Source organism: Paracoccus actinidiae (assembly GCF_030863885.1).
Classification (GTDB): domain Bacteria; phylum Pseudomonadota; class Alphaproteobacteria; order Rhodobacterales; family Rhodobacteraceae; genus Paracoccus; species Paracoccus everestensis.
In genome coordinates, this window is the sequence record NZ_CP132956.1 from 3,686,436 (window position 1) to 3,712,091 (window position 25,656).

20 protein-coding genes, 1 tRNA gene and 2 pseudogenes are annotated in these 25,656 nt (G+C 62.6%); 4 read left to right on the top strand and 19 right to left on the bottom strand.

All coding sequences use genetic code 11. The features are described 5' to 3' along the window. Positions 1-11 precede the first annotated feature (11 nt). Both Q5701_RS18325 and Q5701_RS18330 read right to left on the bottom strand, forming a co-directional pair. Positions 12-992 carry a hypothetical protein gene (locus Q5701_RS18325; RefSeq protein ID WP_306752408.1) on the bottom strand — a complete coding sequence of 327 codons (981 nt, stop codon included), beginning with the start codon at positions 990-992 and terminating at the stop codon, positions 12-14. 369 nt (positions 993-1,361) lie between these two features. Continuing rightward, positions 1,362-2,254: pseudogene (locus tag Q5701_RS18330) on the bottom strand (IS256 family transposase); the annotation flags it as partial. A gap of 404 nt (positions 2,255-2,658) precedes the next feature. On the opposite strand from Q5701_RS18330, the gene Q5701_RS18335 reads away from it, so the two are divergent. After that, a complete protein-coding gene (locus Q5701_RS18335; protein ID WP_306755440.1) occupies positions 2,659-3,333 on the top strand; it encodes a 3'-5' exonuclease in 675 nt (224 codons plus the stop codon). A 50-nt stretch (positions 3,334-3,383) separates the two neighbouring features. Beyond that, complete coding sequence (locus Q5701_RS18340; RefSeq protein ID WP_306752409.1) at positions 3,384-4,208, top strand: DUF429 domain-containing protein; 825 nt, start codon at positions 3,384-3,386, stop codon at positions 4,206-4,208. Positions 4,209-4,632: 424 nt separating this feature from the next. Here Q5701_RS18340 and Q5701_RS18345 read toward each other — a convergent pair whose 3' ends face one another. From Q5701_RS18345 to secE, 9 genes are all read right to left on the bottom strand, one after another. Continuing rightward, positions 4,633-5,571 (bottom strand): DMT family transporter, encoded by a 939-nt coding sequence (locus tag Q5701_RS18345; RefSeq protein ID WP_306752410.1) that lies wholly within the window; start codon positions 5,569-5,571, stop codon positions 4,633-4,635. 199 nt (positions 5,572-5,770) lie between these two features. After that, on the bottom strand, positions 5,771-10,003 hold the full coding sequence (rpoC, locus tag Q5701_RS18350; protein ID WP_306752411.1) for a DNA-directed RNA polymerase subunit beta': 4,233 nt from the start codon (positions 10,001-10,003) through the stop codon (positions 5,771-5,773). A gap of 91 nt (positions 10,004-10,094) precedes the next feature. After that, positions 10,095-14,240 carry a DNA-directed RNA polymerase subunit beta gene (gene rpoB, locus Q5701_RS18355; protein ID WP_306752412.1) on the bottom strand — a complete coding sequence of 1,382 codons (4,146 nt, stop codon included), beginning with the start codon at positions 14,238-14,240 and terminating at the stop codon, positions 10,095-10,097. A gap of 229 nt (positions 14,241-14,469) precedes the next feature. Further along, entirely contained in the window at positions 14,470-14,844 is a 375-nt protein-coding gene (gene rplL / locus Q5701_RS18360) for a 50S ribosomal protein L7/L12 (protein ID WP_306752413.1), read from the bottom strand. Positions 14,845-14,909: 65 nt separating this feature from the next. Beyond that, positions 14,910-15,425, bottom strand: a complete 516-nt coding sequence (gene rplJ / locus Q5701_RS18365; protein WP_234853851.1) for a 50S ribosomal protein L10 — start codon at positions 15,423-15,425, stop codon at positions 14,910-14,912. A gap of 216 nt (positions 15,426-15,641) precedes the next feature. Further along, positions 15,642-16,340 carry a 50S ribosomal protein L1 gene (gene rplA, locus Q5701_RS18370; protein ID WP_234853852.1) on the bottom strand — a complete coding sequence of 233 codons (699 nt, stop codon included), beginning with the start codon at positions 16,338-16,340 and terminating at the stop codon, positions 15,642-15,644. Positions 16,341-16,343: 3 nt separating this feature from the next. Then, positions 16,344-16,796, bottom strand: coding sequence for a 50S ribosomal protein L11 (rplK, locus tag Q5701_RS18375; protein ID WP_234853853.1), 453 nt, complete (start codon positions 16,794-16,796; stop codon positions 16,344-16,346). Between the two features lie 75 nt (positions 16,797-16,871). After that, the gene (nusG, locus tag Q5701_RS18380) at positions 16,872-17,408 is read right to left on the bottom strand and encodes a transcription termination/antitermination protein NusG (RefSeq protein ID WP_234853854.1); all 537 of its coding nucleotides are present in this window, start codon (positions 17,406-17,408) and stop codon (positions 16,872-16,874) included. Positions 17,409-17,582: 174 nt separating this feature from the next. Then, positions 17,583-17,810, bottom strand: coding sequence for a preprotein translocase subunit SecE (secE, locus tag Q5701_RS18385; RefSeq protein WP_234853855.1), 228 nt, complete (start codon positions 17,808-17,810; stop codon positions 17,583-17,585). A 335-nt stretch (positions 17,811-18,145) separates the two neighbouring features. On the opposite strand from secE, the gene Q5701_RS18390 reads away from it, so the two are divergent. After that, complete coding sequence (locus tag Q5701_RS18390; protein WP_306752414.1) at positions 18,146-19,288, top strand: HPP family protein; 1,143 nt, start codon at positions 18,146-18,148, stop codon at positions 19,286-19,288. A 12-nt stretch (positions 19,289-19,300) separates the two neighbouring features. Here Q5701_RS18390 and Q5701_RS18395 read toward each other — a convergent pair. Further along, positions 19,301-19,376, bottom strand: a tRNA-Trp gene (locus Q5701_RS18395). A 55-nt stretch (positions 19,377-19,431) separates the two neighbouring features. Next, on the bottom strand, positions 19,432-21,285 hold the full coding sequence (locus Q5701_RS18400) for an ABC transporter ATP-binding protein (RefSeq protein WP_306752415.1): 1,854 nt from the start codon (positions 21,283-21,285) through the stop codon (positions 19,432-19,434). A gap of 149 nt (positions 21,286-21,434) precedes the next feature. Here Q5701_RS18400 and Q5701_RS18405 point away from each other — a divergent pair, with 149 nt between their 5' ends. Beyond that, on the top strand, positions 21,435-21,938 hold the full coding sequence (locus Q5701_RS18405; protein WP_234853858.1) for a ferritin-like domain-containing protein: 504 nt from the start codon (positions 21,435-21,437) through the stop codon (positions 21,936-21,938). Between the two features lie 39 nt (positions 21,939-21,977). Here the strand turns inward: Q5701_RS18405 and Q5701_RS18410 are convergent, their stop codons facing one another. From Q5701_RS18410 to Q5701_RS23150, 6 genes and pseudogenes are all read right to left on the bottom strand, one after another. Continuing rightward, positions 21,978-22,391: a GFA family protein gene (locus Q5701_RS18410; protein WP_306752416.1), complete on the bottom strand. Its 414-nt coding sequence runs from the start codon at positions 22,389-22,391 to the stop codon at positions 21,978-21,980. Between the two features lie 80 nt (positions 22,392-22,471). Next, positions 22,472-24,046, bottom strand: a complete 1,575-nt coding sequence (locus Q5701_RS18415; RefSeq protein ID WP_306752417.1) for a GMC family oxidoreductase — start codon at positions 24,044-24,046, stop codon at positions 22,472-22,474. 13 nt (positions 24,047-24,059) lie between these two features. Continuing rightward, positions 24,060-24,581 (bottom strand): gluconate 2-dehydrogenase subunit 3 family protein, encoded by a 522-nt coding sequence (locus tag Q5701_RS18420; protein WP_306752418.1) that lies wholly within the window; start codon positions 24,579-24,581, stop codon positions 24,060-24,062. 56 nt (positions 24,582-24,637) lie between these two features. Continuing rightward, entirely contained in the window at positions 24,638-25,033 is a 396-nt protein-coding gene (locus Q5701_RS18425; RefSeq protein WP_306752419.1) for a VOC family protein, read from the bottom strand. Positions 25,034-25,115: 82 nt separating this feature from the next. Continuing rightward, complete coding sequence (locus tag Q5701_RS18430; RefSeq protein WP_234853863.1) at positions 25,116-25,406, bottom strand: ribbon-helix-helix domain-containing protein; 291 nt, start codon at positions 25,404-25,406, stop codon at positions 25,116-25,118. Positions 25,407-25,562: 156 nt separating this feature from the next. Next, a pseudogene (locus Q5701_RS23150) lies at positions 25,563-25,655 on the bottom strand (EF-Tu C-terminal domain-related protein); the annotation flags it as partial. Position 25,656: the final 1 nt, after the last annotated feature.

Sequence of the window (25,656 nt, forward strand, 5' to 3'; positions counted from 1 at the left end):
CCAACGCAGTTCTAAAACGAGATAGTGACTGTTGGAAAGTGACGATCCTCGGTTTCATCATCTTTATCGCTGCAAATGTCTCCGTTGTCGCCCAAAATTAGCACGTCGTTATCGCTCAGCACAACGAGACCCTCAGGTGATGCGGTTCCTAGACCACTAAGGTCTACCTGAAAGTCGATTTGGACAGCATCTTCGCTGATACCGTCCCACCAAAATAGAGCAGTGGTTAGATCCGCTTCATATTGGCCGAAATCTACACGATGGCCATCGTCCGCACCGTGCACTTTACCAGCAATGATTAGGAAACGCTCGCCCACGCGTTCAATGCTACGGATTCCCCGTCCGCCGAGTGGAAGTCGGTAGACGGCCGAACCTTGGACCTCACGTAGTTGATCTCCGACGATAGCAGAAGCGTCTCCAATATTAATGACAAGAGCACGTCTTTCAGTTGGGACGGCTGCGGGCGCAAGAGGTTCACGCAAACCGATGAGCAGGTGGCCGTTCGGCCTTGCGGCGAGTCCCTCTATATTCAAACGGGCTTTTAGGTCCGCAGCTTCAATCCCGACAGCCTGCTCGATAGCGGGCGCTATCATCTCACGGAGGCTGGTGAATGGCCACCCTGCCTCGGACACGCTGAGATTACCTACAGGACCGGCAAACAAGTTCTTGCGTTTTGGCCTATCTTGGTTGCTTTTATTCAGGGAATGCGAGGTCAGCCAGTATATTGTATTGCCAACTCTTGTTGCCGCCTCTATGTCACTAGCCTCTACTGAAATCGAAAAGAGCTTTGGCTTATCTGTGCCTATTTCATAGGTATGAAGCATATTATTTTCGGGCGTCATATCATTTGTTTCATCACTGATCGCTGCAAATCTATTATCGTCTAGCAGCACCCCAGCTGATGCCTCACACATGCCATTATAAGCCAAACTTTCAGCAAAAGCTGGCATCGCGCACATAGCGATAATAGTGGCAGTTCCTGCCCTGATCATTACGCTACTCGCATCTAAACATATAACGTTCTTATCCTAACATGATCTTGGAGAAACACAAAGAAAAGTGGTAAGGCCTATATTGAACCTTGCGCCGCCTTCGCGCATCCACCGCAGCGGTGCTCGACCATCGAGAATCGGAGGATCGCAGGCGTGCTTACTCCCATAGCGGCCCACTGTGGGCACCGATGCTATAGGGCATAGCGGTAGCTGCCGAGCTATGCGGAAATTTGGGTGACGCGGCCTAATCTAGCGGCGCGATTTTTGCCGACGCTCGCGGTGGCACTGTCGATGAACGTGTCGTCTTCAGAGGACTAAAGGCAAGTGGTTCGCCCCCTTCAGGCGGCGCCACGTTTTGGCGGCAGCCTAAACGAGCTTGAAGACCATGAGCTTCGCCGTCTTCTGCGACAGCGCGCCTTGGTTCGGACAGTCCGGTTCCAAACGGCAGCGAAGACACTTTCAATCGGATTTCCCGTGCGCAGGTGATCCCAATGATCGGCCGGAAAGTCATCAGACAGGTGAGCAGCGCCCCCTGTCCTTTGTCAGGCAGGTTACTGCCTTCTCGTACTTGGCGCTGTATTTCTCGGCGAAGGTGTTCATCGCAGTTGCCGCTGCGGCGCGGGTTTCGGCCTACCAGACCTCGCGCAGGCCGGCCTTCACCGCCGACTGCATATATTTCGGAAACTTGTTGAGTACGTTGGCAGTCTTGTGAACCCAGCACCTTTTAATGAAACGCGTTCGGAAAGACCTTGTCCAATGCCTTTCAGAACCCCATGGCCCCATCGCCGACGGCGATCTCTGGCGGACCCCGAAGCCGCGCGCCTTCATGTCGACCAGCAGCTCACGCCAGTTTTGCGCGCGCTAACGCACCCCAACCTGGAAGCCGACGAGCTCCTTCTTCCCTTCGGGTGTGGCCGCAAGAATGACCAGCATGCATTCGGCCTGCGGCTCCAACCTAGCCTGCAGGTAGACACCGTCCGCCCAGATCTAGACATACCGGCGGGCCGAGAGATCGCGGCGCTGCCAACGGTCGTATTCCTGCTGCCATCCTCCGGTCAAGCGCGAGACCACACTCGTCGACAGGTTGGGCGCGTCTTTCCCCAAGATCACAGCCAGCGCCTCCTAGAAATCTCCCATCAAGATACCACGCAGGTAGAGGACCGAAAGGAGGGCATCGAGGCTTCTCGAGCGTCGCGCCCATTTCGGCAGGATCCCAGAGGTGAGCCGCGCCCGGTTGGTCAAAGCCCTGAAGGACCAGCATCCTGAAGTTCGCATCGTCGCTGTGGGCGATCACTGGCCACCAATCTTCCGCTTTGCAGGCTCAGACATCCACTTGATGCGGCATTTCGGCAAGGAGTTCGGCGGCACCTTTGATGGCGAGGCTGGCATACACAGAGTGGTCGATCTTGGCCGCACCTTCCGTTCTGTCGATCAGATTGCCTTTGCGGTCAGGGCATTTGTTCTGAGAAATCCGGTCCAGCTCCAGAAGCAGATTGTTCCTGCCGGTATAGCAGTAGAACCCGCCATCAGGCTTGTGTCGACGGCCAAGGGTGAAGAAGACAAGGCGCTTCTTAAGATCCTTGCGGCATTCTCTGCCGCGCTGGTCGACGAGACACAGAAAGCCAGCATTCTGCTCCTCGGGCGGTACCGGTACCTGGAACCCGACATGCGGCAATTGAAACGACGCTTTCCGAAGCTGCTGATCAGCTTCAAGACCATTCATGCCTCGAACGGTTTGGAGGCGGATCACGTCATCCTGCTGAATGCTGACAGCAGCCGAGCCGGTTTTCCGTCGGAGATTGTAGACGATCCTCTGCTGGCGCTGGTGTCGCCTGAAGAAGAAGCCTTCGAGAACACTGAAGAGCGTCGGGTCATGTATGTGGCAATGACGCGAGCTCGGCATACCTTGACGATCCTTGCCTCTAACGCGCGTCCTTCCTCGATCGTCACCGAGCTCAGGACAGATCCTGCGTATGGCATAGCTGCCGCGACCAGCACCAATGAGGAAACTCATGTATGCGGCGAATGCGAGGGGCGGCTCCTAAGCGTGCGCGGCAAGGATGGGCGCATCTGGTACCGCTGCGAGCATGTCCAGCATTGCGGCAATCTTTTGCCAGTGTGCTCAGCATGCAATTCTTCCCTTCCGCGACGAACAGACTTGGCAGATAAGCTGCAGTGTCAGTGCACCGTGACCTACCCTGGTTGTCCGGCCTGCAAGGATGGCTGGCTCGTCGAACGGAAAGGCTCCTTTGGCGCGTTTCTCGGATGTGTCCGATTTCCTGCTTGCACGGGCAAGGCTCAGGTCGCAAAACAAAGCCGTCAAGGCCGGAATGCGCAGTGAGCGTTTGAGCGACAACCGTGGCTAATCAGCTTGCCATGAGGAGCGGAGCGATGGCCGATGAAGGTGCATTTGAAACCTACGTCGGTTTCGACTCAGCCTGGACGGATAACCCGAAGGCACCGGGAGCTATCTGTGCCCTTGTCCTTCGTGCTGGTCGGCCTGTCGCCTTTCATGCTCCCCAACTTGCGTCTTTCGTTGAGGCTCTGGCCTTTGTGAACGTGGTACACACACCGGCCAGCGTTACCTTTGTTGCGCTGGATCAGCCAACAATCGTGCCAAATGCCACCAGTCTGCGGCCTGTAGAACGAGCGGCTGCCTCGCTCATCAGTTGGCTTGGCGGCGGGGTGCAGCCCTCCAATCGTGGACGCAAGGGGATGTTCTGCGACGCCTCACCGATCTGGAGCTTCCTTAGCAGTCTTGCTGCGCGTGAGGCGCCCGAGGAAGCGCGTACCGCAACCTCCGGACTTTACGTCATGGAGGTGTTCCCTGCCCTTGCTCTGCCCTCGCTGGCGCCGGAGTTTTTTGGCCGCCTCGCAGCGCCACGCTACAACCCGAGCCGCCGCAAGACGTTCAAGCATGCAGACTGGCAAAAGGTGGCAGCGGCTGCGACGCAGCAGTTTGACGGCTTCGGCTTTGCTGCGCCAGCAGCATGGTGCAGGCAAGTCGAACAGCTGCCTCGGCCCAGGAAGGCTGATCAGGACCGACTAGACGCCATGATCTGCCTTCTAATCGCCCTGCACTGGCGGCTTCGCGATCGCGGCCAGTCACTGCTGCTGGGCAGTCTCAAGGAAGGCTACATGGTTTTGCCAGCAAGCGCTGAGGTCCGATCTCGCCTGGAGGAAGCGGCCCGACGAGCTGGTGTCAACGCCCTCTGAGGCAAAGCTCAAGGCCAGTTCAGCCGCCGCGGCCCGCAAGAAGAAGGAGGACAATCACCCCTTGACCACTGAATGACCCGAAAACCATAATCAAAGGTGGGTCAGTTCTCGATGGAAAACCTGGGTCACAGAGGTGGTCGCAGGAATTCGAACCAGTCGCTAAGCTCTGGCGATTGACGAAGGACTGATCTGCATGACGAAACGGAAGCGCTATTCGGCCGAGTTCAAAGCGAAGGTGGCGTTGGAGGCCACGAACCTACGATCAACTATGGGCTGCGGTCGGCCAGGTCTGCGATCTGTTCTCCGACGAGGAATGCTACAACTACTTCAAAGCCGCAGGGTACGAGGTCGATTGAATGCAACAGGCTCTAGCCGCGCAATCTGACATAGGAAAACCGGCACAGGCCCAGCATCTGCACCCGCATCAGCGGATCCTTGCGATCTGCGCCTCGCGCCAGATGGTATAGGTGCCCGCCGCGACCACCAGGGCCGATCCGGCCCAGGTCCACAGGTCGGGCCATTCGCCGAATACCACAAGCCCCATCGCAATCGCCACCAGCAGCGAGGTATAGCGGAACGGCGCGACATAGGAGATTTCGCCCACTCGCATGGACGCCACGGCGGACACATAGCCCACCGTCAGAAAGGCGCTGCCCGCCAGCAGCAACAGGATCTGCGACAGGCTCGGCATTGCCCATCCCTGCCCCAGGCTGATGACAAAGCCGGCGACCGTGACCCCCGTGGCGGCGTAAAAGGCGATGGTGGCGGAACTGATGTCGCTGCGGAAACTGCGGGTCGCAAGGTCGCGAAGGGCCACCATGGCCATGGCCCCCACGGCGACGACGGCCCAGGGACCAAAGACCTCTCCTCCCGGGCGCAGGATCAGCAGCACACCCCCAAAGCCCGCCACCACCGCGCCGACACGCCGCCAGCCCAGGGTTTCCCCGAAGAACATCGTGGCCGCGACCATCACCACCAAGGGCAGAGCCTGCATGATGGCAGACAGGTCGCCCATCGCCATATGCTGCAAGGCGTTCAGGAACAGGATGGTCGAGGCAATCTCTCCCACCAGGCGCCAGATCATCGGCTTGCGCGCCGCTGCCGGAATCCGCAGGTGCAATCCGCCCAGCCGGGGCGCCACGGCCGCAATCATGGCCATCACGAACAGCCCGCGCAGGGTGATCGCCTGGTACAGCGGCAAATCCTGGGCCACGAACTTCATCACCGTGTCGTTGAGGCCAAAGGCCACCATGCACAGCGTCATGATCAGCGCACCGTGCAGGTTGTCGCCCGGCCGATGGGCCAGCGGACGAACCGAGGCAGGCCGGACGCGCCGGGTCGGAGACAAGAGGGGGGTGCGCATGGCCGGAGTCACCAGGGAAAGGGTGCTTCCCCGTTAGGCATTGCCAAAGGATCCGGCAAGCGAATTTTGCAGGATACGCAACCCGCCGCAATCCAGGTGCCCTCGGGGATCCTTCCTGTCCTTTGACCGGCATCCGATATGCCTGAAGCGCAAAAGGCCCGGCATCGCTGCCGGGCCTTTGCATCTTATCGCAGAACGATCACTCGTCGCCGTCTTGCGGCAGGTCGGCCGCCATCTGGGGCGCGACCTGTTCCGTCGCGGGGGCGATCAGGGCCGCCGCCGCTTCGGCTTCGGCACGACGGGCCTCGATCACCTCGGCGTCGCGTTCGGTCGCAATGCGGCGGATGCGGGCGGTGGCGCCGCCCGTGCCTGCCGGGATCAGCCGCCCGACGATGACGTTTTCCTTCAGGCCAAGCAACTTGTCGCGCTTGCCCTGAACGGCTGCCTCGGTCAGCACGCGGGTCGTTTCCTGGAAGGACGCGGCCGAGATGAAGCTGCGGGTCTGCAAGCTGGCCTTTGTGATGCCCAGCAGCACCGGCTCGCCTTTTGCAGGACGGCCGCCCTTGCTTTCGCTCTTGGCGTTTTCTTCCTCGAACTCATCGCGCTCGATATGCTCGCCCTTCAGCAAGGTCGTGTCGCCGCTGTCGGTGATCTCGATCTTCTGCAGCATCTGGCGAACGATCACCTCGATGTGCTTGTCGTTGATCTTCACGCCCTGCAACCGGTACACGTCCTGCACTTCGTCGATCAGGTAATCCGCAAGCGCCTCGATCCCCATGATCCGCAGGATGTCGTGCGGGGCCGGGTTGCCGTCCATGATATAGTCACCCTTCTGCACGAAGTCGCCTTCCTGCACCGGGATGTGCTTGCCTTTCGGCACCATGTATTCAACCGGCGTCCCGCCTTCTTCCGACGGCTCGATGGTGATGCGGCGCTTGTTCTTGTAGTCCTTGCCAAAGCGCACATAGCCGTCGACCTCGGCGATGATGGCGTGATCCTTTGGACGACGGGCTTCGAACAGTTCCGCCACGCGGGGAAGACCCCCAGTGATGTCCTTGGTCCGGGCGCCTTCGCGCGGGATGCGCGCCACCACGTCGCCGGCACGGATTTCCTGCTGGTCCTCGACCGACAGGACCGCGTCCACCGACATCGGATAGCTGATCGGGTTGCCTTGCTCGTTGCGCACTGGTTCGCCGTTCTCATCCATGATGATGATCTCGGGCTTCAGGTCGTTGCCTTTTGGCGCAGAGCGCCAGTCGGTCACGATCTTCTGCGTCATCCCGGTCGCATCATCGGTCTCGTCGCGCACGGAAATACCCGAAACAAGATCGACGAACCTGGTCATGCCGCCCTTTTCGGCGATGATCGGCAAGGTATAAGGATCCCATTCGAACAGCTTGGCGCCGCGAATGACCCGTTCGCCTTCCTTGACGAAGACCTTGGACCCATAGAACAGCTTATGGCTGGCGCGTTCCTGCCCCTGATCGTCCAGGATCAGCAACTGCATGTTGCGCGACATCACGACCTGTTCGCCATTGGCATTGGTCAGCAGGCTTTCGTTGCGGAACTGGACCGTTCCTTCATGCGAAGCGGCTTGGAACGACTGCTGGCCGCCCTGCGCGATGCCGCCGATGTGGAAGGTCCGCATCGTCAGCTGCGTGCCCGGTTCGCCGATGGACTGCGCGGCGATGATGCCCACCGCCTCGCCGATATTGACCAGCGTGCCGCGTGCCAGGTCGCGGCCATAGCACAGCGCGCAGATCCCGTCTTCCGACTCGCAGGTCAGGGCCGAACGGATGCGCACGGTCTGCACGCCCGCCGCCTCGATGGCATCGGCCTTGCGTTCGTCGATCACCTCGTTGGCGCGGACGATGATCTCGTCCTCGCCCGGAACCAGGACATCCTCGGACGCGGTGCGCCCCAGCACGCGTTCGGACAGCGGGCTGATGACCTCGCCGTCGTTCACGGCTGCGGATGCCGTGATCGCCTGCTCGGTCCCGCAGTCGTGTTCGCGGATGATGCAGTCCTGCGCCACGTCCACCAGACGCCGCGTCAGATAGCCCGAGTTCGCGGTCTTCAACGCGGTGTCCGACAGACCCTTGCGGGCGCCGTGGGTCGAGTTGAAGTACTCAAGAACGGTCAGGCCTTCCTTGAAGTTCGAGATGATCGGCGTCTCGATGATCTCGCCCGAAGGCTTGGCCATCAGGCCGCGCATCCCGCCCAACTGCTTCATCTGGTTGACGGAACCACGCGCCCCGGAATGGGCCATCATATAGACACTGTTCGGCTCCATTTCGGCGCCGTTCCCGTCCTTGCGGGTGGCCGAGATGGTGGACATCATGGCCTCGGTCACGCGGTCGTTGCACTTCGACCAGGCGTCCACGACCTTGTTGTACTTCTCGCCCTGGGTGATCAGGCCGTCCAGATACTGCTGTTCGAACTCCTTCACCTGTTCCTGGACTTCGCCGACGATGTTCCACTTGGTGTCGGGAACGACCATGTCGTCCTTGCCGAAGCTGATGCCGGCACGGAACGCCTCGCGGAAGCCAAGGCCCATGATCTGGTCGCAGAAGATCACCGATTCCTTTTGCCCGCAGTAGCGGTAAACGGTGTCGATGACGACCTGCACGTCCTTCTTGCGCAGCAGACGGTTGACCAATTCGAACGGCGCCTTGGCGTTCATGGGCAGCAGCGCGCCCAGCCGGACACGGCCCGGCGTGGTCTCATACCGCTTGACGACCTCGTTGCCGTTCTCGTCGATCTGCTTGATGCGCGCGGTGATCTTGGCGTGCAGATGCACCTCGCCTGCGGCAAGGGCGTGCTCGACCTCGTTCACGTTGGAGAAGATCATGCCTTCCCCCTTCATGCCGTCGCGCTGCATCGAGACGTAATACAGGCCCAGCACCATGTCCTGGGACGGCACGATGATCGGCGCGCCGTTGGCAGGCGACAGCACGTTGTTCGTGGACATCATCAGGACACGCGCTTCCAGCTGCGCTTCCAGCGACAAGGGCACGTGAACGGCCATCTGGTCGCCGTCGAAGTCGGCGTTGAAGGCGGAACAGACCAGCGGGTGCAGCTGGATCGCCTTGCCCTCGATCAGGATCGGCTCGAACGCCTGGATGCCAAGACGGTGCAGCGTGGGCGCCCGGTTCAGCAGGACCGGATGCTCGCGGATCACCTCGTCCAGGATGTCCCAGACCTCGGGGCGTTCCTTCTCGACCAGCTTCTTGGCCTGCTTGACGGTGGAGGACAGGCCCTTCGCCTCAAGCCGCGAATAGATGAACGGCTTGAACAGTTCCAGGGCCATCTTCTTGGGCAGGCCGCACTGGTGCAGCTTCAGTTCGGGGCCGGTCACGATGACCGAACGGCCCGAAAAGTCCACGCGCTTGCCCAGAAGGTTCTGGCGGAAGCGGCCCTGCTTGCCCTTCAGCATATCGGACAGCGACTTCAGCGGGCGGCGGTTATTGCCGGTGATGACGCGGCCGCGGCGGCCGTTGTCGAACAGCGCATCGACTGATTCCTGCAACATCCGCTTTTCGTTGCGCACGATGATGTCGGGCGCACGAAGCTCGATCAGGCGCTTCAAGCGGTTGTTGCGGTTGATGACGCGGCGATACAGGTCGTTCAGGTCGGACGTGGCAAAACGGCCGCCGTCCAGCGGAACCAGCGGGCGCAGTTCCGGCGGAATGACCGGGATCACCGTCAGGACCATCCATTCGGGACGGTTGCCCGATTCCAGGAAGCTTTCGACGATCTTCAGACGCTTGATGATCTTCTTGGGCTTCAACTCGCCCGTGGCTTCCTTCAGATCCTCGCGCAGCTGGTCTGCGGTGGCTTGCAGGTCGATATTGGCCAGCATCGCGCGGATCGCCTCGGCCCCGATATCGGCACTGAAGGCGTCGGCACCATAGTTGTCCTGCGCGTCCAGGAATTCTTCCTCGGACAGCAGTTGGCCATAGGTCAGGTCGGTCAGGCCCGGCTCGATGACGACATAGTTCTCGAAATACAGGATCCGTTCCAGATCGCGCAGCGTCATGTCCAGCATCAGGCCGATGCGCGAGGGCAGCGACTTTAGGAACCAGATATGCGCCACGGGCGCGGCCAGTTCGATATGGCCCATGCGCTCGCGGCGGACCTTTTGCAGGGTCACTTCCACGCCGCATTTCTCGCAGACCAGGCCGCGATATTTCATGCGCTTGTACTTGCCGCACAGGCATTCATAGTCCTTGATCGGACCAAAGATGCGCGCGCAGAACAGGCCGTCCCGTTCGGGCTTGAACGTGCGGTAGTTGATCGTTTCGGGCTTCTTCACCTCGCCATAGGACCAGGCGAGGATTTCCTCGGGCGAGGCCAGCGAGATCTTGATTTCGTCGAACTGCCGCGGCGGGGCCAGCGGGTTCAGGGGATTGGTGGCAAGTTCCTGGTTCATTCTTTTTTCCTAATGAAAGGGCGCGGGGGAGAAACGGTGCGTGAAGATCACGCACCCCGTGGCGTCACAGGGTGCGTGCCTGCAGGCGCCGTTACTCGTCCTCCTCCGCATCCAGGAGTTCCATGTTGAGGCCCAGACCCCGGACCTCCTTGACCAGCACGTTGAACGATTCCGGCACGCCGGCCTCGAAGTTGTCGTCGCCCTTGACGATGGATTCATAGACCTTGGTCCGGCCCGCCACGTCGTCCGACTTGACCGTCAGCATCTCCTGCAAGGTATAGGCGGCGCCATAGGCTTCAAGGGCCCAGACCTCCATCTCACCCAGGCGCTGTCCGCCGAACTGCGCCTTGCCGCCCAACGGCTGCTGGGTCACGAGGCTGTAAGGCCCGGTCGAGCGCGCGTGCATCTTGTCATCGACAAGGTGGTGCAGCTTGAGGACATACTTCATCCCCACCGTCACCTTGCGCGAGAACTGCTCGCCCGAGCGGCCGTCGAAGACCACCGACTGACCCGAGGTGTCGAACCCGGCACGCGTCAGCGCATCGTTCACGTCAGCCTCCTTGGCGCCGTCGAAGACCGGCGTGGCGATGGGAACGCCGGTGCGCACGGTGTTGGCGTGTTCGACCAGCAGGTCGTCATCCATGCTCTCGAAGGTTTCGGCATACATGTCGTCGCCATAGCCGATCTTCATCGCCTCACGGACCGGGGTCATGTCGCCGTTGCGCCTGTAATCTTCCAGTGCCTCGTCGATCTTGATGCCAAGACCACGCGATGCCCAGCCCATGTGGGTTTCCAGGATCTGGCCGACGTTCATGCGCGACGGCACGCCCAGCGGGTTCAGAACCAGGTCGACCGGGGTGCCGTCCGCCAGGAACGGCATATCCTCGATCGGCACGACCTTGGACACGACGCCCTTGTTGCCGTGACGGCCGGCCATCTTGTCGCCCGCCTGCAGCTTGCGCTTCACGGCGACAAAGACCTTGACCATCTTCATCACGCCCGGAGGCAGGTCGTCGCCCTGACGGACCTTCTCGACCTTGTCCTCGAAGCGGGCCTCGAGGGCCTTCTTCTGGGCGTCATACTGATGGTTCAGCGCCTCGACTTCCTTGGCGGTGTCTTCCTCGCTGACGGCAAGCTGCCACCATTGGCCGCGCGACAACGTGCCCAGCAGATCCTCGGTGATGTCCGAATTGGCCTTGATGCCCTTCGGACCCTTCACGGCGGACTTGCCCAGGATCAGCGATTTCAGGCGCGCATAGATGTTGCGGTCCAGGATCGCCTGTTCGTCGTCGCGGTCGCGTGCCAGACGCTCGACTTCCTCGCGCTCGATCTGAAGCGCGCGTTCGTCCTTGTCCACGCCATGACGGTTGAAGACGCGGACTTCCACGATGGTCCCGTAAGCGCCGGGCGGCAGGCGCAGCGAAGTATCGCGCACGTCCGACGCCTTTTCGCCGAAGATGGCGCGCAGCAGCTTTTCTTCCGGCGTCATCGGGCTTTCGCCCTTGGGGGTGATCTTGCCCACCAGGATGTCGCCCGGTCCGACCTCGGCGCCGATATAGACGATGCCGGCCTCATCCAGATTGCGCAGGGCTTCCTCGCCCACGTTCGGGATGTCGCGGGTGATCTCCTCAGGCCCCAGCTTCGTGTCGCGGGCCGCAACCTCGTATTCGTCGATATGGATCGAAGTGAACACGTCGTCGCGGTGGATCCGCTCGGAAATCAGGATAGAGTCCTCGTAGTTGTAGCCGTTCCACGGCATGAACGCGACAACCACGTTCCGGCCGATCGCCAGTTCTCCCTGGTCGGTCGAGGGTCCATCCGCGATGACCTGGTTGGCCATGACCTTTTCGCCCACCTTGACCAGCGGACGCTGGTTGATGGTCGAGGACTGGTTGGACCGCTTGAACTTGCGCAGACGATAGATGTCCACGCCCGCATCGCCTGCGCTCAGACCTTCCGTGACGCGCACAACGATCCGCTGCGCATCCACCTGGTCGATGATGCCGCCCCGGCGCGCCATGATGGCGGCGCCCGAGTCACGCGCAACGGTGGCTTCCATGCCGGTGCCGACAAACGGCGCCTCGGCCCGCAGCAGCGGAACCGCCTGGCGCTGCATGTTCGAACCCATCAGCGCGCGGTTGGCGTCGTCGTTTTCCAGGAACGGGATCAGCGCCGCGGCGACCGAGACCAGCTGCTTGGGCGACACGTCGATCAGGTCGATGGCATCGACCGGGTTCAGCGTGAAATCGCCCGCTTGCCGGGTCGAGATCAGTTCGTCAACGAACCGGCCATCCGCATCCAGCGTCGCGTTGGCCTGGGCCACCGTATGACGCATTTCCTCGGTCGCGGACATATAGACCACGTCGTCGGTCACCTGACCCTCGATCACCTTGCGATAAGGGGTTTCAATAAAGCCATACTTATTCACGCGGGCAAAGGTCGCGAGGCTGTTGATCAGGCCGATGTTCTGGCCTTCCGGCGTCTCGATCGGGCACATCCGGCCGTAATGGGTCGGGTGGACGTCGCGAACCTCGAAGCCCGCGCGCTCGCGCGTCAGACCGCCCGGCCCGAGGGCCGACAGGCGACGCTTGTGCGTCACCTCGGACAGCGGGTTGGTCTGGTCCATGAACTGCGACAACTGCGAGCTGCCAAAGAATTCACGCACCGCAGCCGCCGCCGGTTTCGCGTTGATCAGATCCTGCGGCATCACGGTGTCGATCTCGACTCCCGACATCCGTTCGCGGATTGCGCGTTCCATGCGCAGCAGACCGACGCGGTACTGGTTCTCCATCAGTTCGCCCACCGAACGCACCCGGCGGTTGCCCAGGTGGTCGATGTCGTCGATCTCGCCCTTGCCGTCACGCAGTTCGACCAGGCCACGAACACAGGCCACGATATCCTCGGGGCGCAGGGTCCGCTGGGTGTCGGGTGCATCCAGATCCAGGCGCATGTTCATCTTGACCCGGCCCACGGCGGACAGGTCATAGCGTTCGCTGTCAAAGAACAGGCTGTTGAACAGGTTCTGCGCGGCCTCGACGGTGGGCGGCTCGCCCGGACGCATGACGCGATAGATGTCCATCAGCGCGCCTTCGCGGCCCATGTTCTTGTCGGCAGCCATGGTGTTGCGGATATAGGGGCCGACGTTCACATGGTCGATGTCCAGCACCGGGATCTCGGTGATGTCGTTGTCCAGCAGCACTTTCAGCAAGCCGCCCGACAGGTCGCCTTCCTTGTTGTATTCTGCGGTGATCTCGTCGCCCGCTTCGGCATAGATGAAGCCGGTGGTGTCGTTGACGATATCCTTCGACACAAAACGGCCGATGATCCGCTCGAACGGAACCAGCAGGTTCAGCGCGTCGCCCGATTCCTGCAGCTTCTTGACCAGGCGGGGCGTGACCTTGTCACCGGCGCTGGCAATGACCTCGCCTGTATCGGCATTCACAAGGTCATAGGACGGACGAGTGCCGCGCACGCGTTCCGGGAAGAACCGCGTAACCCATCCTTGCGACCGGCCCTCGCGGCGCAGGGTATAGTTCACGGTTTCGTAAAAGGCATCCATGATGCCTTCCTGGTCCATGCCCAACGCGTAAAGCAGCGTCGTCACCGGCAACTTGCGGCGGCGGTCAATGCGCGCGAACACCAGATCCTTGGCGTCGAATTCGAAATCCAGCCACGACCCGCGATAGGGAATGATCCGGCAGGCGAACAGCAATTTCCCCGAGGAATGGGTCTTGCCGCGGTCATGGTCGTAAAACACGCCGGGCGAACGGTGCATCTGGGACACGACGACGCGCTCGGTGCCGTTCACGATGAACGTCCCGTTCAGGGTCATCAAGGGCATGTCGCCCATGAACACGTCCTGTTCCTTGATGTCCTTGACCGATTTGGCACCGGTGTTTTCATCGACATCGAACACGATCAGGCGCAGCGTCACCTTCAGCGGCGCGGCATAGGTCATGTCGCGCTGCTGGCATTCGTCCACATCGTATTTCGGCCGCTCGAGTTCGTATTTCACGAATTCCAGCGTCGCCGTCTCGTTGAAGTCCTTGATCGGAAAAACCGACTGGAACACGCCCTGGATCCCGTCGCCATCGTTGTGGCCGGCGCCCTCGCCCGAATTCAGGAACAGGTCATAGGAAGATTTCTGAACCTCGATCAGGTTCGGCATCTCCAGGACTTCGCGGATATTGCCGTAATAGCGCCGGATACGCTTTTGGCCGACATAGGAATGCGCCATGGGGTCTTGTCACCTTTCGTCTTCGCGCGGTCCAGGTCGGGGCACCCAGGACACGGGCCTACGAATGCAGGGGGATAAGGTCCAATTCGTGCCGAGCGTCCCACCGCGCGGCTCCCGAACCTTGAACATGCCCTGAAGGAATGTCTGTCACAGACCGCCCTTCAAGACAGGTTCGGCAGGGACCGGGAAAACCCGGACCCTGCCCTGTTCGAACCAGCCAAAAGGCCGATTACTTCAGCTCGACCTTGGCACCAGCCGCTTCGAGCTTCTTCTTCATTTCTTCGCCATCGGCCTTGGAAGCGCCTTCCTTGACCTTGCCGCCGGCTTCGACCAGATCCTTGGCTTCTTTCAGGCCCAGGCCGGTGATCGCGCGCACTTCCTTGATCACGTTGATCTTGTTGGCGCCGGCTTCGACCAGAACGACGTCGAATTCAGTCTTTTCTTCGGCGGCTTCAGCCGGGCCCGAGGCCGGGCCGGCCATCATGACGGCGCCACCGGCAGCCGGCTCGATGCCGTATTCGTCTTTCAGGATGGTCTTCAGTTCCTGGGCTTCCAGCAGGGTCAGGCCCACGATTTGTTCGGCGAGTTGTTTCAGATCAGCCATTTTTCCGTTCTCTCAGTTAATGTTCCAACGTCGGGTTTTCAACCACACGCGGGAATTGGGGTTGCTTACGCAGCCTCACGTTCCTCAAGGGTCGTAAGAATGCTCGCGATGTTCGAAGCAGGCGCGCCAATGGCGCCGGCGATGTTGGCAGCAGGCGCACCAAGGCACGACACGATCTGAGCGATAAGCTCTTCACGCGACGGCATCGAGGCGACGGCTTTCACACCGGCCGGATCCAGGGCCGAATCACCCATTGCGCCGCCCAGGATCACGAAACGATCGTTGTCCTTGGCGTACTTGTCGGCGATCCGGGCCGCAGCGGTCGGATCTTCCGAATAGGTGATCACGGTCATGCCCGTCAGATAGTCGGCGATGCTTGCGCAGGCCTTACCTTCCAGGGCGATCTTGGCGAGCTTGTTCTTGGCCACGCGAACCGAACCGCCGGCTTCGCGCATGCGCGAGCGGAGATCCTGCATATGTGCAACCGTCATCCCCTCGTAGTGGGCAACCACCACGACGCCAGAGCTTTCAAAGATCTGGCCGAGTTCTTCGACCAGCTGTTCTTTTTGTGCTCTATCCACGGTTTCACTCCAAGTTGGGGGTTTCCCCCCGGCTCTCACTTTTCCCGCCCCACGGGGGGGCAGGTCGGGTCCGCTAGGGCAAGATCACCGAAGAAAGAGCCTTCGGAAAAATGCTTCCCTATCTCAGGAAGGACATTAAGCGGGTTTCCCCGCACCCTCCGTCTCGGACAGGACGGGGCGACAGGCGCCCCGCCATCCCGGCTTGCGCCGGAAATCTTAGCTCGCGGTCGCGGAGGACACGTCCACCGACACGCCCGGCCCCATGGTCGAGCTGATCGAGACTTTCTTCATGTAAGTCCCTTTCGCACCCGAGGGCTTGGCCCGGCTGACCGCGTCCACGAAGGCGCGCAGGTTCACGGCCAGCTTGTCGGCGTCAAACGACACCTTGCCGATCCCGGCATGGACCACGCCCGCCTTTTCGGCCTTGAACTGGACTTCGCCGCCCTTGGCGGCCTCGACGGCCGATTTCACGTCCATCGTCACCGTGCCGACCTTGGGGTTCGGCATCAGGTTGCGCGGGCCGAGGATCTTGCCCAGGCGACCGACCAGCGGCATCATGTCCGGCGTCGCGATGCAACGGTCGAACTCGATCTTGCCGGACTGGATCGTCTCCATCAGGTCTTCGGCGCCCACGATATCCGCACCGGCGGCCTTGGCTTCGTCAGCCTTGGGGCCACGGGCGAAGACGGCGACGCGAACGTCCTTGCCGGTGCCTGCGGGCAGCGTGACCACGCCGCGGACCATCTGGTCGGCGTGGCGCGGGTCGACGCCCAGGTTCAGCGCGATCTCGACGGTCTCGTCGAACTTGGCCGATGCCGCGCCCTTGACCAGGGTGATCGCGTCTTCGACGGTCAGGTTGGCCTTGCCTTCGAACTGGGCGCGGGCGGCGGCTTTTTTCTTGGAAATCTTCGCCATGGCTTAGCCTTTCACCTCGATACCGATCGACCGGGCGGAACCCAGGATGATCTTCATCGCCTGTTCGACATCATTGGCCGACAGGTCCTTCATCTTGGCTTCGGCGATCTCGCGCACCTGCTTGACGGTGATGGAACCGGCGACCGTGCGGCCCGGCTTGTCAGAACCCTTGGCGCGGTTGCGCTTGCCCACAGGCTTCAGGCCAGCGGCCTTCTTCAGCAGGAAGGACGCAGGCGCGGTCTTCGTGTCAAAGCTGAACGACTTGTCGGCGTAATAGGTGATCACGACCGGAACGGGGGAACCCTGCTCCATCTCCTGCGTGCGGGCGTTGAATTCCTTGCAGAAAGCCATGATGTTGATCCCGCGCTGACCCAGTGCGGGGCCGACGGGGGGCGACGGGTTGGCTTGGCCCGCCTTGATTTGCAGCTTGAGGCTGCCGACGACTTTCTTGGCCATGGGGCCTTCTCCTTTGTCATCACGCCCGCGATGCGGGCCGACTTAGCGGTGCGGCTTCACGCCTCCCGCGCACGATCACGCGGTCTTGGCGACCTGCGTGAATTCCAGTTCGACCGGCGTGGGCCGGCCAAAGATCGACACCGTCACCTTGATGCGCGACGATGCCTCGTCCACTTCCTCGACCATGCCCGAGAAGCCTTCGAACGGGCCATCGGTCACGTTCACCTTTTCGCCCACGTCAAAGCGGATCAGGTTGCGCGGGGCAGCCTTTTCGCCATCCTCGCGCCGGTTCAGCATCCCGTTCACCTCGTCGTCGCGCATCGGCTGGGGCTTGCCCTGCGCGCCCAGAAACCCGGTGACGCGGTTGATCGAGTTCACCAGGTGATAGGTGCGGTCCGACATATCCATGTGGACCAGCACGTAACCCGGCATGAAGCGGCGTTCGGACGTGACCTTCTTGCCGCGGCGGATTTCGATCACTTCCTCGGTCGGGACCAGCACTTCGTCGATCTGGTCTTCCAGGCCCTTTTCGGCGACGGCCTGACGAATCGCCTCGGCGACCTTCTTTTCGAAGTTCGACAGGACGCTGACCGAATACCAACGCTTTGCCATGTTCGATCAAACCCCTGTTCGTCTGCGGGAATCACCCAAGCCCAGGCCCGGCAACCCCTTGAATTCTCATGCGTCCGTCAAAATCGAAATCGGCGCGCACGCGGATTCGATGCACGCCGTCTGCCGGACAGTCGGGGGCAAATACCCCTTGGCGGTCCCGAATGCAAGCCCCGATCAGTTGGCGATCAAGCGCAGCCCTTCAGTGATTCCGAAACGGATTGCGAAATCCACCAGCGAAAAGAACACGCTGAACAGCGCGGCCAGGATCAGGACCATGATCGTCGTCGTGATCACCTCGCGCCGGGTCGGCCAGGAAATCTTGGCCGCCTCGGCGCGGACCTGGTTGATGAACTGGACGGGATTGGTGGCCACGGCAGGCTCCTTGACAAGACGACCGCCCATGTATCCGCCGCGGCCCGGTGATTCAAGCCCGCCGTTACAGGTCCACCCGTGCCTGCCGCGTCGTGTCCGCTTCACGCGCAGTCTTGCGAAACGCGTCACAGCGGTTCTGGATGGCCCGATCGCAAAGCCTATAGACTGTTCGGTGCTGACGATCCGGTTGCTCGCCGGTGTATTGTCCCGCCCTGCCCCGCCGCCTCGAAGCCGATGCCACGTGCAAATCACCGGAAGGCGCAAGGCAGCGGCCAGCCTGCAAAGGTCGGAACAGCGGCGCTGACGGCTTGCAGCCCGCCTGCCCATTTCCTAGGGGTCGGTTCGCAATAGCAAAGGGCCGGATCATGCGCATCCTTGTCGATCAGAAGGGCCATTCCCGGTTCCGGTCCCTGGGACCGACCGTCGCCGCCGTTCCCGCGGCCGAGGCGCTGCGCGCGGGCGTCGGCGCCATCATCGGTCTTGCCGTGGCCGGGGGTCTGGCGATCCTCGCCGCGCCCGAATTGTGGCTGGGTATCTATCTGATCGCGCCTTTCGGGGCGACCTCGGTCCTGATCTTTGCCGCCCCGAACAGCCCGTTGGCCCAGCCCTGGCCCGCGATTGTCGGCAATACGCTGTCGGCCCTGGTGGCGCTGCTGGTTTGCCGTCTGGCGGGCGATCCGGTGATTGCCGTTCCGCTGTCGGTCGGGGCGGCGATCATGGCGATGGCGCTGTGCCGGGCCACGCATCCGCCGGGCGGGGCGGTGGCGATGACGGTGGCCATCGGGGCGGACAAGATCGCGCCCCTGGGTCTGGGCTTTGCCTTCGTGCCGGTGGCGGCGGGAACGGCGCTGCTGGTGGCGATCGCCTTTGTCTATGCCCATGCGACCGGGCGGCGCTATCCCTTTCGCCGGTTCGGAGAGGTCAATCCCAGCGGCACCACCGACCCCGCCCCGCCCGAGCGGCTGGGCCTGACCGAGGACGAGCTGGCAGGCATCCTGGTCCGCTATAACCAGGCGCTGAACCTGGGGGTCGAGGATCTGGCCCGCCTGATCGCCGCAGCCGAGATGCAGGCGGCATCCCACCGCATCCAGCCGCAGACCGCAGGCGACATCATGTCGACCGACCTGGTGACGGTGGATCCCGCCATGCCCCTGCTGGAAATCGCGGCGCTGTTTTCGCGGCACGGCTTCACGTCGCTGCCGGTGGTGGGACCGGAAGGGCGCTATCTGGGGGTGATCTTCCAGTTGCACCTGATCGCCCGCGCCCATGCCCGGTTCCGCCCCGACGGCAGGCTGTCGCGCGCGGGATCGGACCTGCGTGCCGCCGACGTGATGGGGGACCGTCTGCCCACGGCCCGGTCCGACACGCCGATTGCCGCGCTGCTGCCGCACCTGGCGTCCAGCGGCACCGACGCCGTGCCGGTGCTGGAGGACGGGCGCATCGCAGGCATCGTCACGCGCACGGACCTGATCGCGGCCCTGGCGCGCGAAAGTCTGCGTGATCGGTGATGTCTGGAAGACTGGCAGGGGTTGGGGGACTCGAACCCACGACCCTCGGTTTTGGAGACCGATGCTCTACCAACTGAGCTAAACCCCTGCAGTGGGGGTCTGATAGGGTTTGCGCAAGGGCGCGTCAAGCGGGGAAACGCGCCTCAGGCGTCGGTGTCCGCCGCCAGGAACCCGCCGGACTGCCGCGCCCACAGCCGGGCATACAGCCCGTCCCCGGCCAGCAGGTCGGCATGGCTGCCTTGTTCGATGATCCGGCCGCCGTCCATGACGATCAGCCGGTCCATCGCGGCGATGGTGGACAGGCGGTGGGCGATGGCGATCACGGTCTTGCCAGCCATCAGCACGTCCAGGCGGGACTGGATGGCGGCCTCGGCCTCGCTGTCCAGGGCACTCGTCGCCTCGTCCAGGATCAGGATCGGCGCGTCCTTCAGGGCCACGCGGGCGATGGCGATGCGCTGGCGCTGCCCGCCCGACAGCTTGACGCCGCGTTCGCCGACATGGGCATCAAGACCCCGGCGGCCCTGGCTGTCGGACAGAAGCGGCACGAAATCATGCGCCTCGGCCATGCGCAGGGCCTGGGCGATCTCGTCCTCGGTTGCGTCGGGGCGGCCATAGGCGATGTTGTCGTGCACGGATCTGTGCAGAAGAGAGCTGTCCTGCGTCACCACGCCGATGGCACCGCACAGGCTGTCCTGGGTCACGCGGGACACGTCCTGCCCGTCGATGGAGATCCGGCCTTGTTCGATGTCGTGAAAGCGCAGCAGCAGGTTGATCAGGGTGGATTTCCCCGCCCCCGACCGGCCGACCAGCCCGACCCGTTCACCCGGCGCGACGTGCAGGGTCAGGTCGTCCAGAACCGCCATCGGCTGCGCGCCTTCCATGCCGCAATAGCGGAAGGTGACATTGTCAAAGCTGACAGCGCCCGGCCCCCGGACCAAGGGCTTGGCATCGGGTGCGTCCTTGACCTCTCGCGGCAGGGCAAGGCTGGAGATGCCGTCGCGCACGGTGCCGATATTCTCGAACAGGGCGGCGAATTCCCACATGATCCAGTGCGCCATGTTGTTCATCCGCATCGCCAAGGGAACGGCCACGGCCACCGCGCCGACCTCGATCAGCCCGCCCGTCCACAGCCACAGCCCGACGCCCGCGACGGAAGCGACCAAGGCCACGTTGATCACGTTTAGCGCGATGTCCTGGATGCTGGACAGGCGCATCTGCACATAAACCGTTTGCAGAAAGGCATCCATGCCGTCGCGCATCCAGGATTCCTCGCGCGAAGAATGGGAAAACAGCTTGACCGTCGCGATGTTGGTATAGCTGTCCACGACCCGGCCCGTCATGCCCGACCGTGCATCCGCCTGGGCCTGCGCGACCCGGCCCAGGCGCGGGACGATCTGCCACAGCATGATCCCATAGGCCGCGACCCAGGCCAGGAAAGGCAGCGCCAGGCGCCAGTCCTGGCTGGCCGCCAGGATCAGCGCGCCCAGGAAATAGATCACGACATAGCTGCCCACATCCATGGCCTTCATCGCGACCTCGCGCACGGCCAGGGCCGTCTGCATCAGCCGCTGCGCGATCCGGCCCGCGAATTCGTCCTGGAAGTATCCGACCGACTGGCGCAGCAGATACCGGTGCGCCCGCCAGCGGATGCGCTGCGGGAAATTGCCCATCAAACCCTGATACAGGACCAGGGATCCCAGCAGGTTCAGCGCGGGCAGCACCAGCAGAAGCACAAGGGCCATGAAGGCCAGCCGCCCGCCGTGAAGATCCCAGAACTGGTCGCGCGGCGTTTGCGACAACTGGTCGATCAATTCGCCCAACCAACCGAACAGCACGACCTCGACGATCGCGATCAGGGACGACGTAACGGCCACCAGCAGCAGCCACGGGATCGCGCCCTGGCTGTAATACAGCACGAACCGGACCAGCGACCGGGGCGGCATCTCCGGCGTTTCGGTCGGATAAGGGTCGATGCGTCGTTCGAACCACGAAAACATTGCGTCACCGGAATGTCGTGAACAGGATCAGGCAGGGTGCGCTTGCTGGACCTATCGGCGCCTCGTGTCAAGCCGCGGTGCCCTGGAACGATGCGACAGGCCGCACGTTGCACGAGATGAAAAGACTGCCACCCGAAAGGACACAGATCATGGCGATCAAGAACCTGAACGACCTTTACCTGCACCAGCTGAAAGACCTTTATTCCGCCTGCAAACAATCCATGGCGATCGTCACCGAAATGGGCCGCGTCGCCAAGTCTCGGGAACTGTCCGAGGCGCTGATCGCCGGCAACCAGGGCATCGCGCGCGGCATGGAAACCCTGGCCAGCATCTGCAACCAGCACGACACCGATCCGACCGGCGAACATTGCCGGGGGATGGAAGGCCTGGTGGCCGAGGCCCGCAAGCACGCCATCGAAACCGACTTCGGCGACGAGGACACGCAGGACGCGGCGATCATCACCCAGTATCAGCGGCTGACCCATTACGCCATCGCGGGCTATGGCTGCGTGCGGACCTTTGCGAACCGTCTGGGCCATGACGACGACGGGGCCGCGCTTCAGGAATGCCTGGACAGCACCCGTGAAGGCGACGAACACATGACCCGCATCGCCGAGGGCGGGGTCAACCAGGCCGCGGTTGACGGCCAGTAAGCGATGGATGCGCCGCAGCCCTGGCTTGCGGCGCAGGTTCTAGATGTGGCGCGTTTCCCGCGCCTCGCTTGTCCAATCGTCATGCGCCCCGTCGGCATGAAACACGGGAACCGCGATCAGTTCTTCTTCCGGCACATCGTCCAGGGCCGGGACGAAGACCATCGTGAAGCGCCCGCCCAGTTCCGCCAAGTTCCCCTGGGTCCACAGCCGCGTCCCGCAGCGCCCGCAGAAGACGTGGTGCATATCCAGCCCGTCATCCTGCATCCGGGGCGTCTCGGCCAAGGCATCTGCACCCCGCAGCAAACGCAACCCGTCCGGATCCGGCAGAAGCATTTCCCAATAGCGCATCTTGCGACAGAACCGGCAGTTGCACCGCATGGTGCCATCAGCCAGATCGCCGTCGGCCTCGAAGGCGACTGCGCTGCAGAAGCAGCTTCCGTGATAGGTCTTCATGACACATCCCCTGTCGGTCGCGCAGGACCATCATGCAGGCGGAAAACCCGCTGGCAATCCCCTGCCAGCGGGCGGTTTCGTCAGACGTTGCCCGCCGCCATTTCCCTGGCGATGTGATCGGCCTGCCGGATCGCCAGGGCGACGATGGTCAGCGTCGGGTTTTCCGCAGCCCCGGTGGTGAACTGGCTGCCGTCCGACACGAACAGGTTCGCCACGTCATGCGCCCGCCCGTTGCGGTCGACCACGCCATCCTCGGGGCGCTCCGACATTCGGTTGGTCCCCAGGTTGTGTGTGGATGGATAGGGCGGCGTCGGCAGGATCCGCGTGGCCCCCACCGCCTTGTAGATCGCCTGTCCCCGTCCATAGGCATGGTTGCGCATGGCGATGTCGTTCGGGTGGTCGCTGAAATTGACATTCGCGACCTTCAGGCCGAACGCATCTTCGGTATCCGCCAGGGTGACGCGGTTGTCGGCCTGGGGCATATCCTCGCCCACGATCCACAGGCCCGCCATGTTTTCATAGCTGTCAAGCGCGGTCGTGAATTCGCGTCCCCAGCCGCCCGGATCCAGGAAGGCGGCCATGAAGGGCAGCCCCAGGCTCAGCGTCTCAAGTTCGTAGCCGCCGACAAAGCCGCGCGACGGATCGTGCCTGGCCTCGTCGCGCATGATGCCCGCCATGGTCGTGCCGCGCCACATCCGCACCGGCTGTTCAAAGGTCGCGTAAACCGATCCGGTGGTGTGGCGCATATAGTTGCGCCCGACCTGGCCCGAACTGTTGGCCAGCCCGTCCGGGAACATCGCCGAATGCGAATTCAACAGCAGGCGCGGGGATTCGAAGCTGTTGCCCGCCACGCCGACAATGCGCGCCTTCTGCATCTGCAGGTTGCCGTCCTTGTCGAAATACTCGACCCCCGTCACCTTGCCGCTGTCGTCATGCAGGACCCGCGCGACATGGGCGTGGTCCCGGACCTCGAGGTTGCCGGTCGCCTCGCCATTCGGAATGTCGGTATAGGCCGAGGACCACTTTGCCCCCCACTTGCAGCCCTGAAAGCAGAAACCCGTCTGCTGGCAGGCCATCCGCCCGTCATAATCGGCGCTGTTGATCGCCATGTTCCCTGTATGAACTTCCTTATAGCCGACGGCCAAAGCGCCCTTTTCGAAGACCTTGTAGTTGTTGCTGCCCGGCAGGCGCGCCCGTCCGCCGACGCCGGTCACGCCCAGCTTGGCTTCGGCCTTGTCATACCAGGGGGCCATTTCGGCCGCATCCAGCGGCCAGTCCAGCAGGCTTGCGCCCGGAACCTCGCCATAGGTGGTGCGCGCCTTCCATTCATGGTCCTGGAACCGCAGGGATGCGCCCGCCCAATGGATGCTGGTGCCGCCCACCGCCTTGACAATCCAGGCGGGCAAGCCGCTGAAATCCTTGGCCACGCGCCAGTCGCCGCTGGTCGTTCGCGGGTCGGTCCAGGCAAGCTGGCCGAAGCTTTCCCATTCGTCGTTGACGTAATCCTCGGGCAGATAGCGCCCGCCCGCTTCAAGCGCGACGACCTTGACTCCCTTTTGCGCCAGTTCGTTGGCCAGCACCCCGCCGCCCGCGCCGGTGCCCACGATGACGACCACGCTGTCGTCGGTCAGTTCGAATTTCGCTGCCTTCGCCATGGTAGCTGCCCCCTCACAACCAGTCGATGTCGTCAAAGCCGCGGTCGATGTAACCGCCCTGCGAGAAGGACTCGCCCTCGTAGCCGAAGATCGGCCAGATATCCTTCTGGTTATAAAGCCCCGTCACCAGCCCGCCCCGGACGGTCTGGAAGAAGGACGTGTCCTGGATGGACCGCAGGATCGCCACGCGATCATCCTCCCACCCGGCCGCCAGATAGTTGTCGAAGCCGGCCTTCTTCGCCGCCTCGTCCAAGGCGGCGATGCCCTCGGCCACCATCTCCTTCTGCTCGGTCATATCATAGGACTTGATCGCCACCGCATAGAAGCGGTCGCCCACCCGGTCGTGGGGATAGATGTCGCGCGCCATCTGCAACAGCGTCGCCATCTGATGTTCGCTGATCGCCGTCACCTCGACAGCCCAGGCGGCGTCGGTCGCCGCGATGAAGCCCGGCCCTACGACGGCCAGCGCCCCGGCCGCCACCGCACGCGACAAAAGCGCGCGGCGGGTCAGCCCCTGCTTGTTCATTCGGGTCATATCCTCTCCTCCCCTTGCCTGCGCGCCTTGGGGGTCTCCCCTCCCCCGATGGCGCGCTATTTGTAACGGCCGCCCCGCTGGATCACCTCGATCTGATAGCCATCGGGATCGGCGATAAAGAAGAACCGGGCGATCACCTCGCCGCCCGGGGCGAAATCCACCAGCTTGCGCGGGGCAAGGCCTTCGGCCTCCAGTCTCGCGTGCAGGGCGTCCACGTCATCCACGGTAAAGGCGATGTGCCCATAGCCGTCGCCCAGGGCATAGGGTTCGGTCCGGCCCTTGTTGACGGTCAGTTCCAGTTCCGTCTCGCTTTCGCCATTCGCCAGATAGACCAGCGTGAAGTCCGGGAAATCCAGGCGTTCGGCCACCTTCAGCCCGAAGCAGCGGTCATAGAATTCGACCGAGCGCGCCTCGTCCAGGACACGGATCATGGAATGGACATATTTCGCCATAGGGTTCCCTTCTTGTCTTCCTGGGAACCAGTCTAGGGCGGCCGAATCCGGCCGGGTAGTAACGGATTACTACAAGCGCGCTTTATTCGGCGGCTATGGCGGTGGGGGTGAACTGATCCTCGCCCAGGTGAATCGTGCAGGCACAGCGCAGAAGCGAGGTGAAGTTGCGCGCCTCGCCGTGCAGTTCCAGAACCTCGGCATGAAGCTTGGAGATGAAGGCGGGCGTCGTCACCCCCTGCCGCGCGGCGATGTCGTCGAGGATCCGCCAGAACGCCCGTTCCAGACGGATCGAGGTCGATTGCCCGTTCAGCCGCAGGCGGCGGGTGACGGTTTCATAGCGGTCGGGGTCTTGCCCCGCGAAGATCTGGCACATGGGCTTGATCCGGCAATTCCAACAGCGCGATCCTGCGGCATGGCAGGGGCCGGGTCAATGCAACCTTTCGCAACTCCCCCAACCGAAAGGCCGCCTCCTTTCGGAAGCGGCCCTTGGTCTTTGGCGGGTGCGGCGGGACGTTGTCGCGCCGTCAGATCACTTGATGATCTTGGAGACCACGCCGGCCCCGACGGTGCGGCCGCCTTCGCGGATGGCGAAGCGCAGCTTTTCCTCCATCGCGATCGGCGCG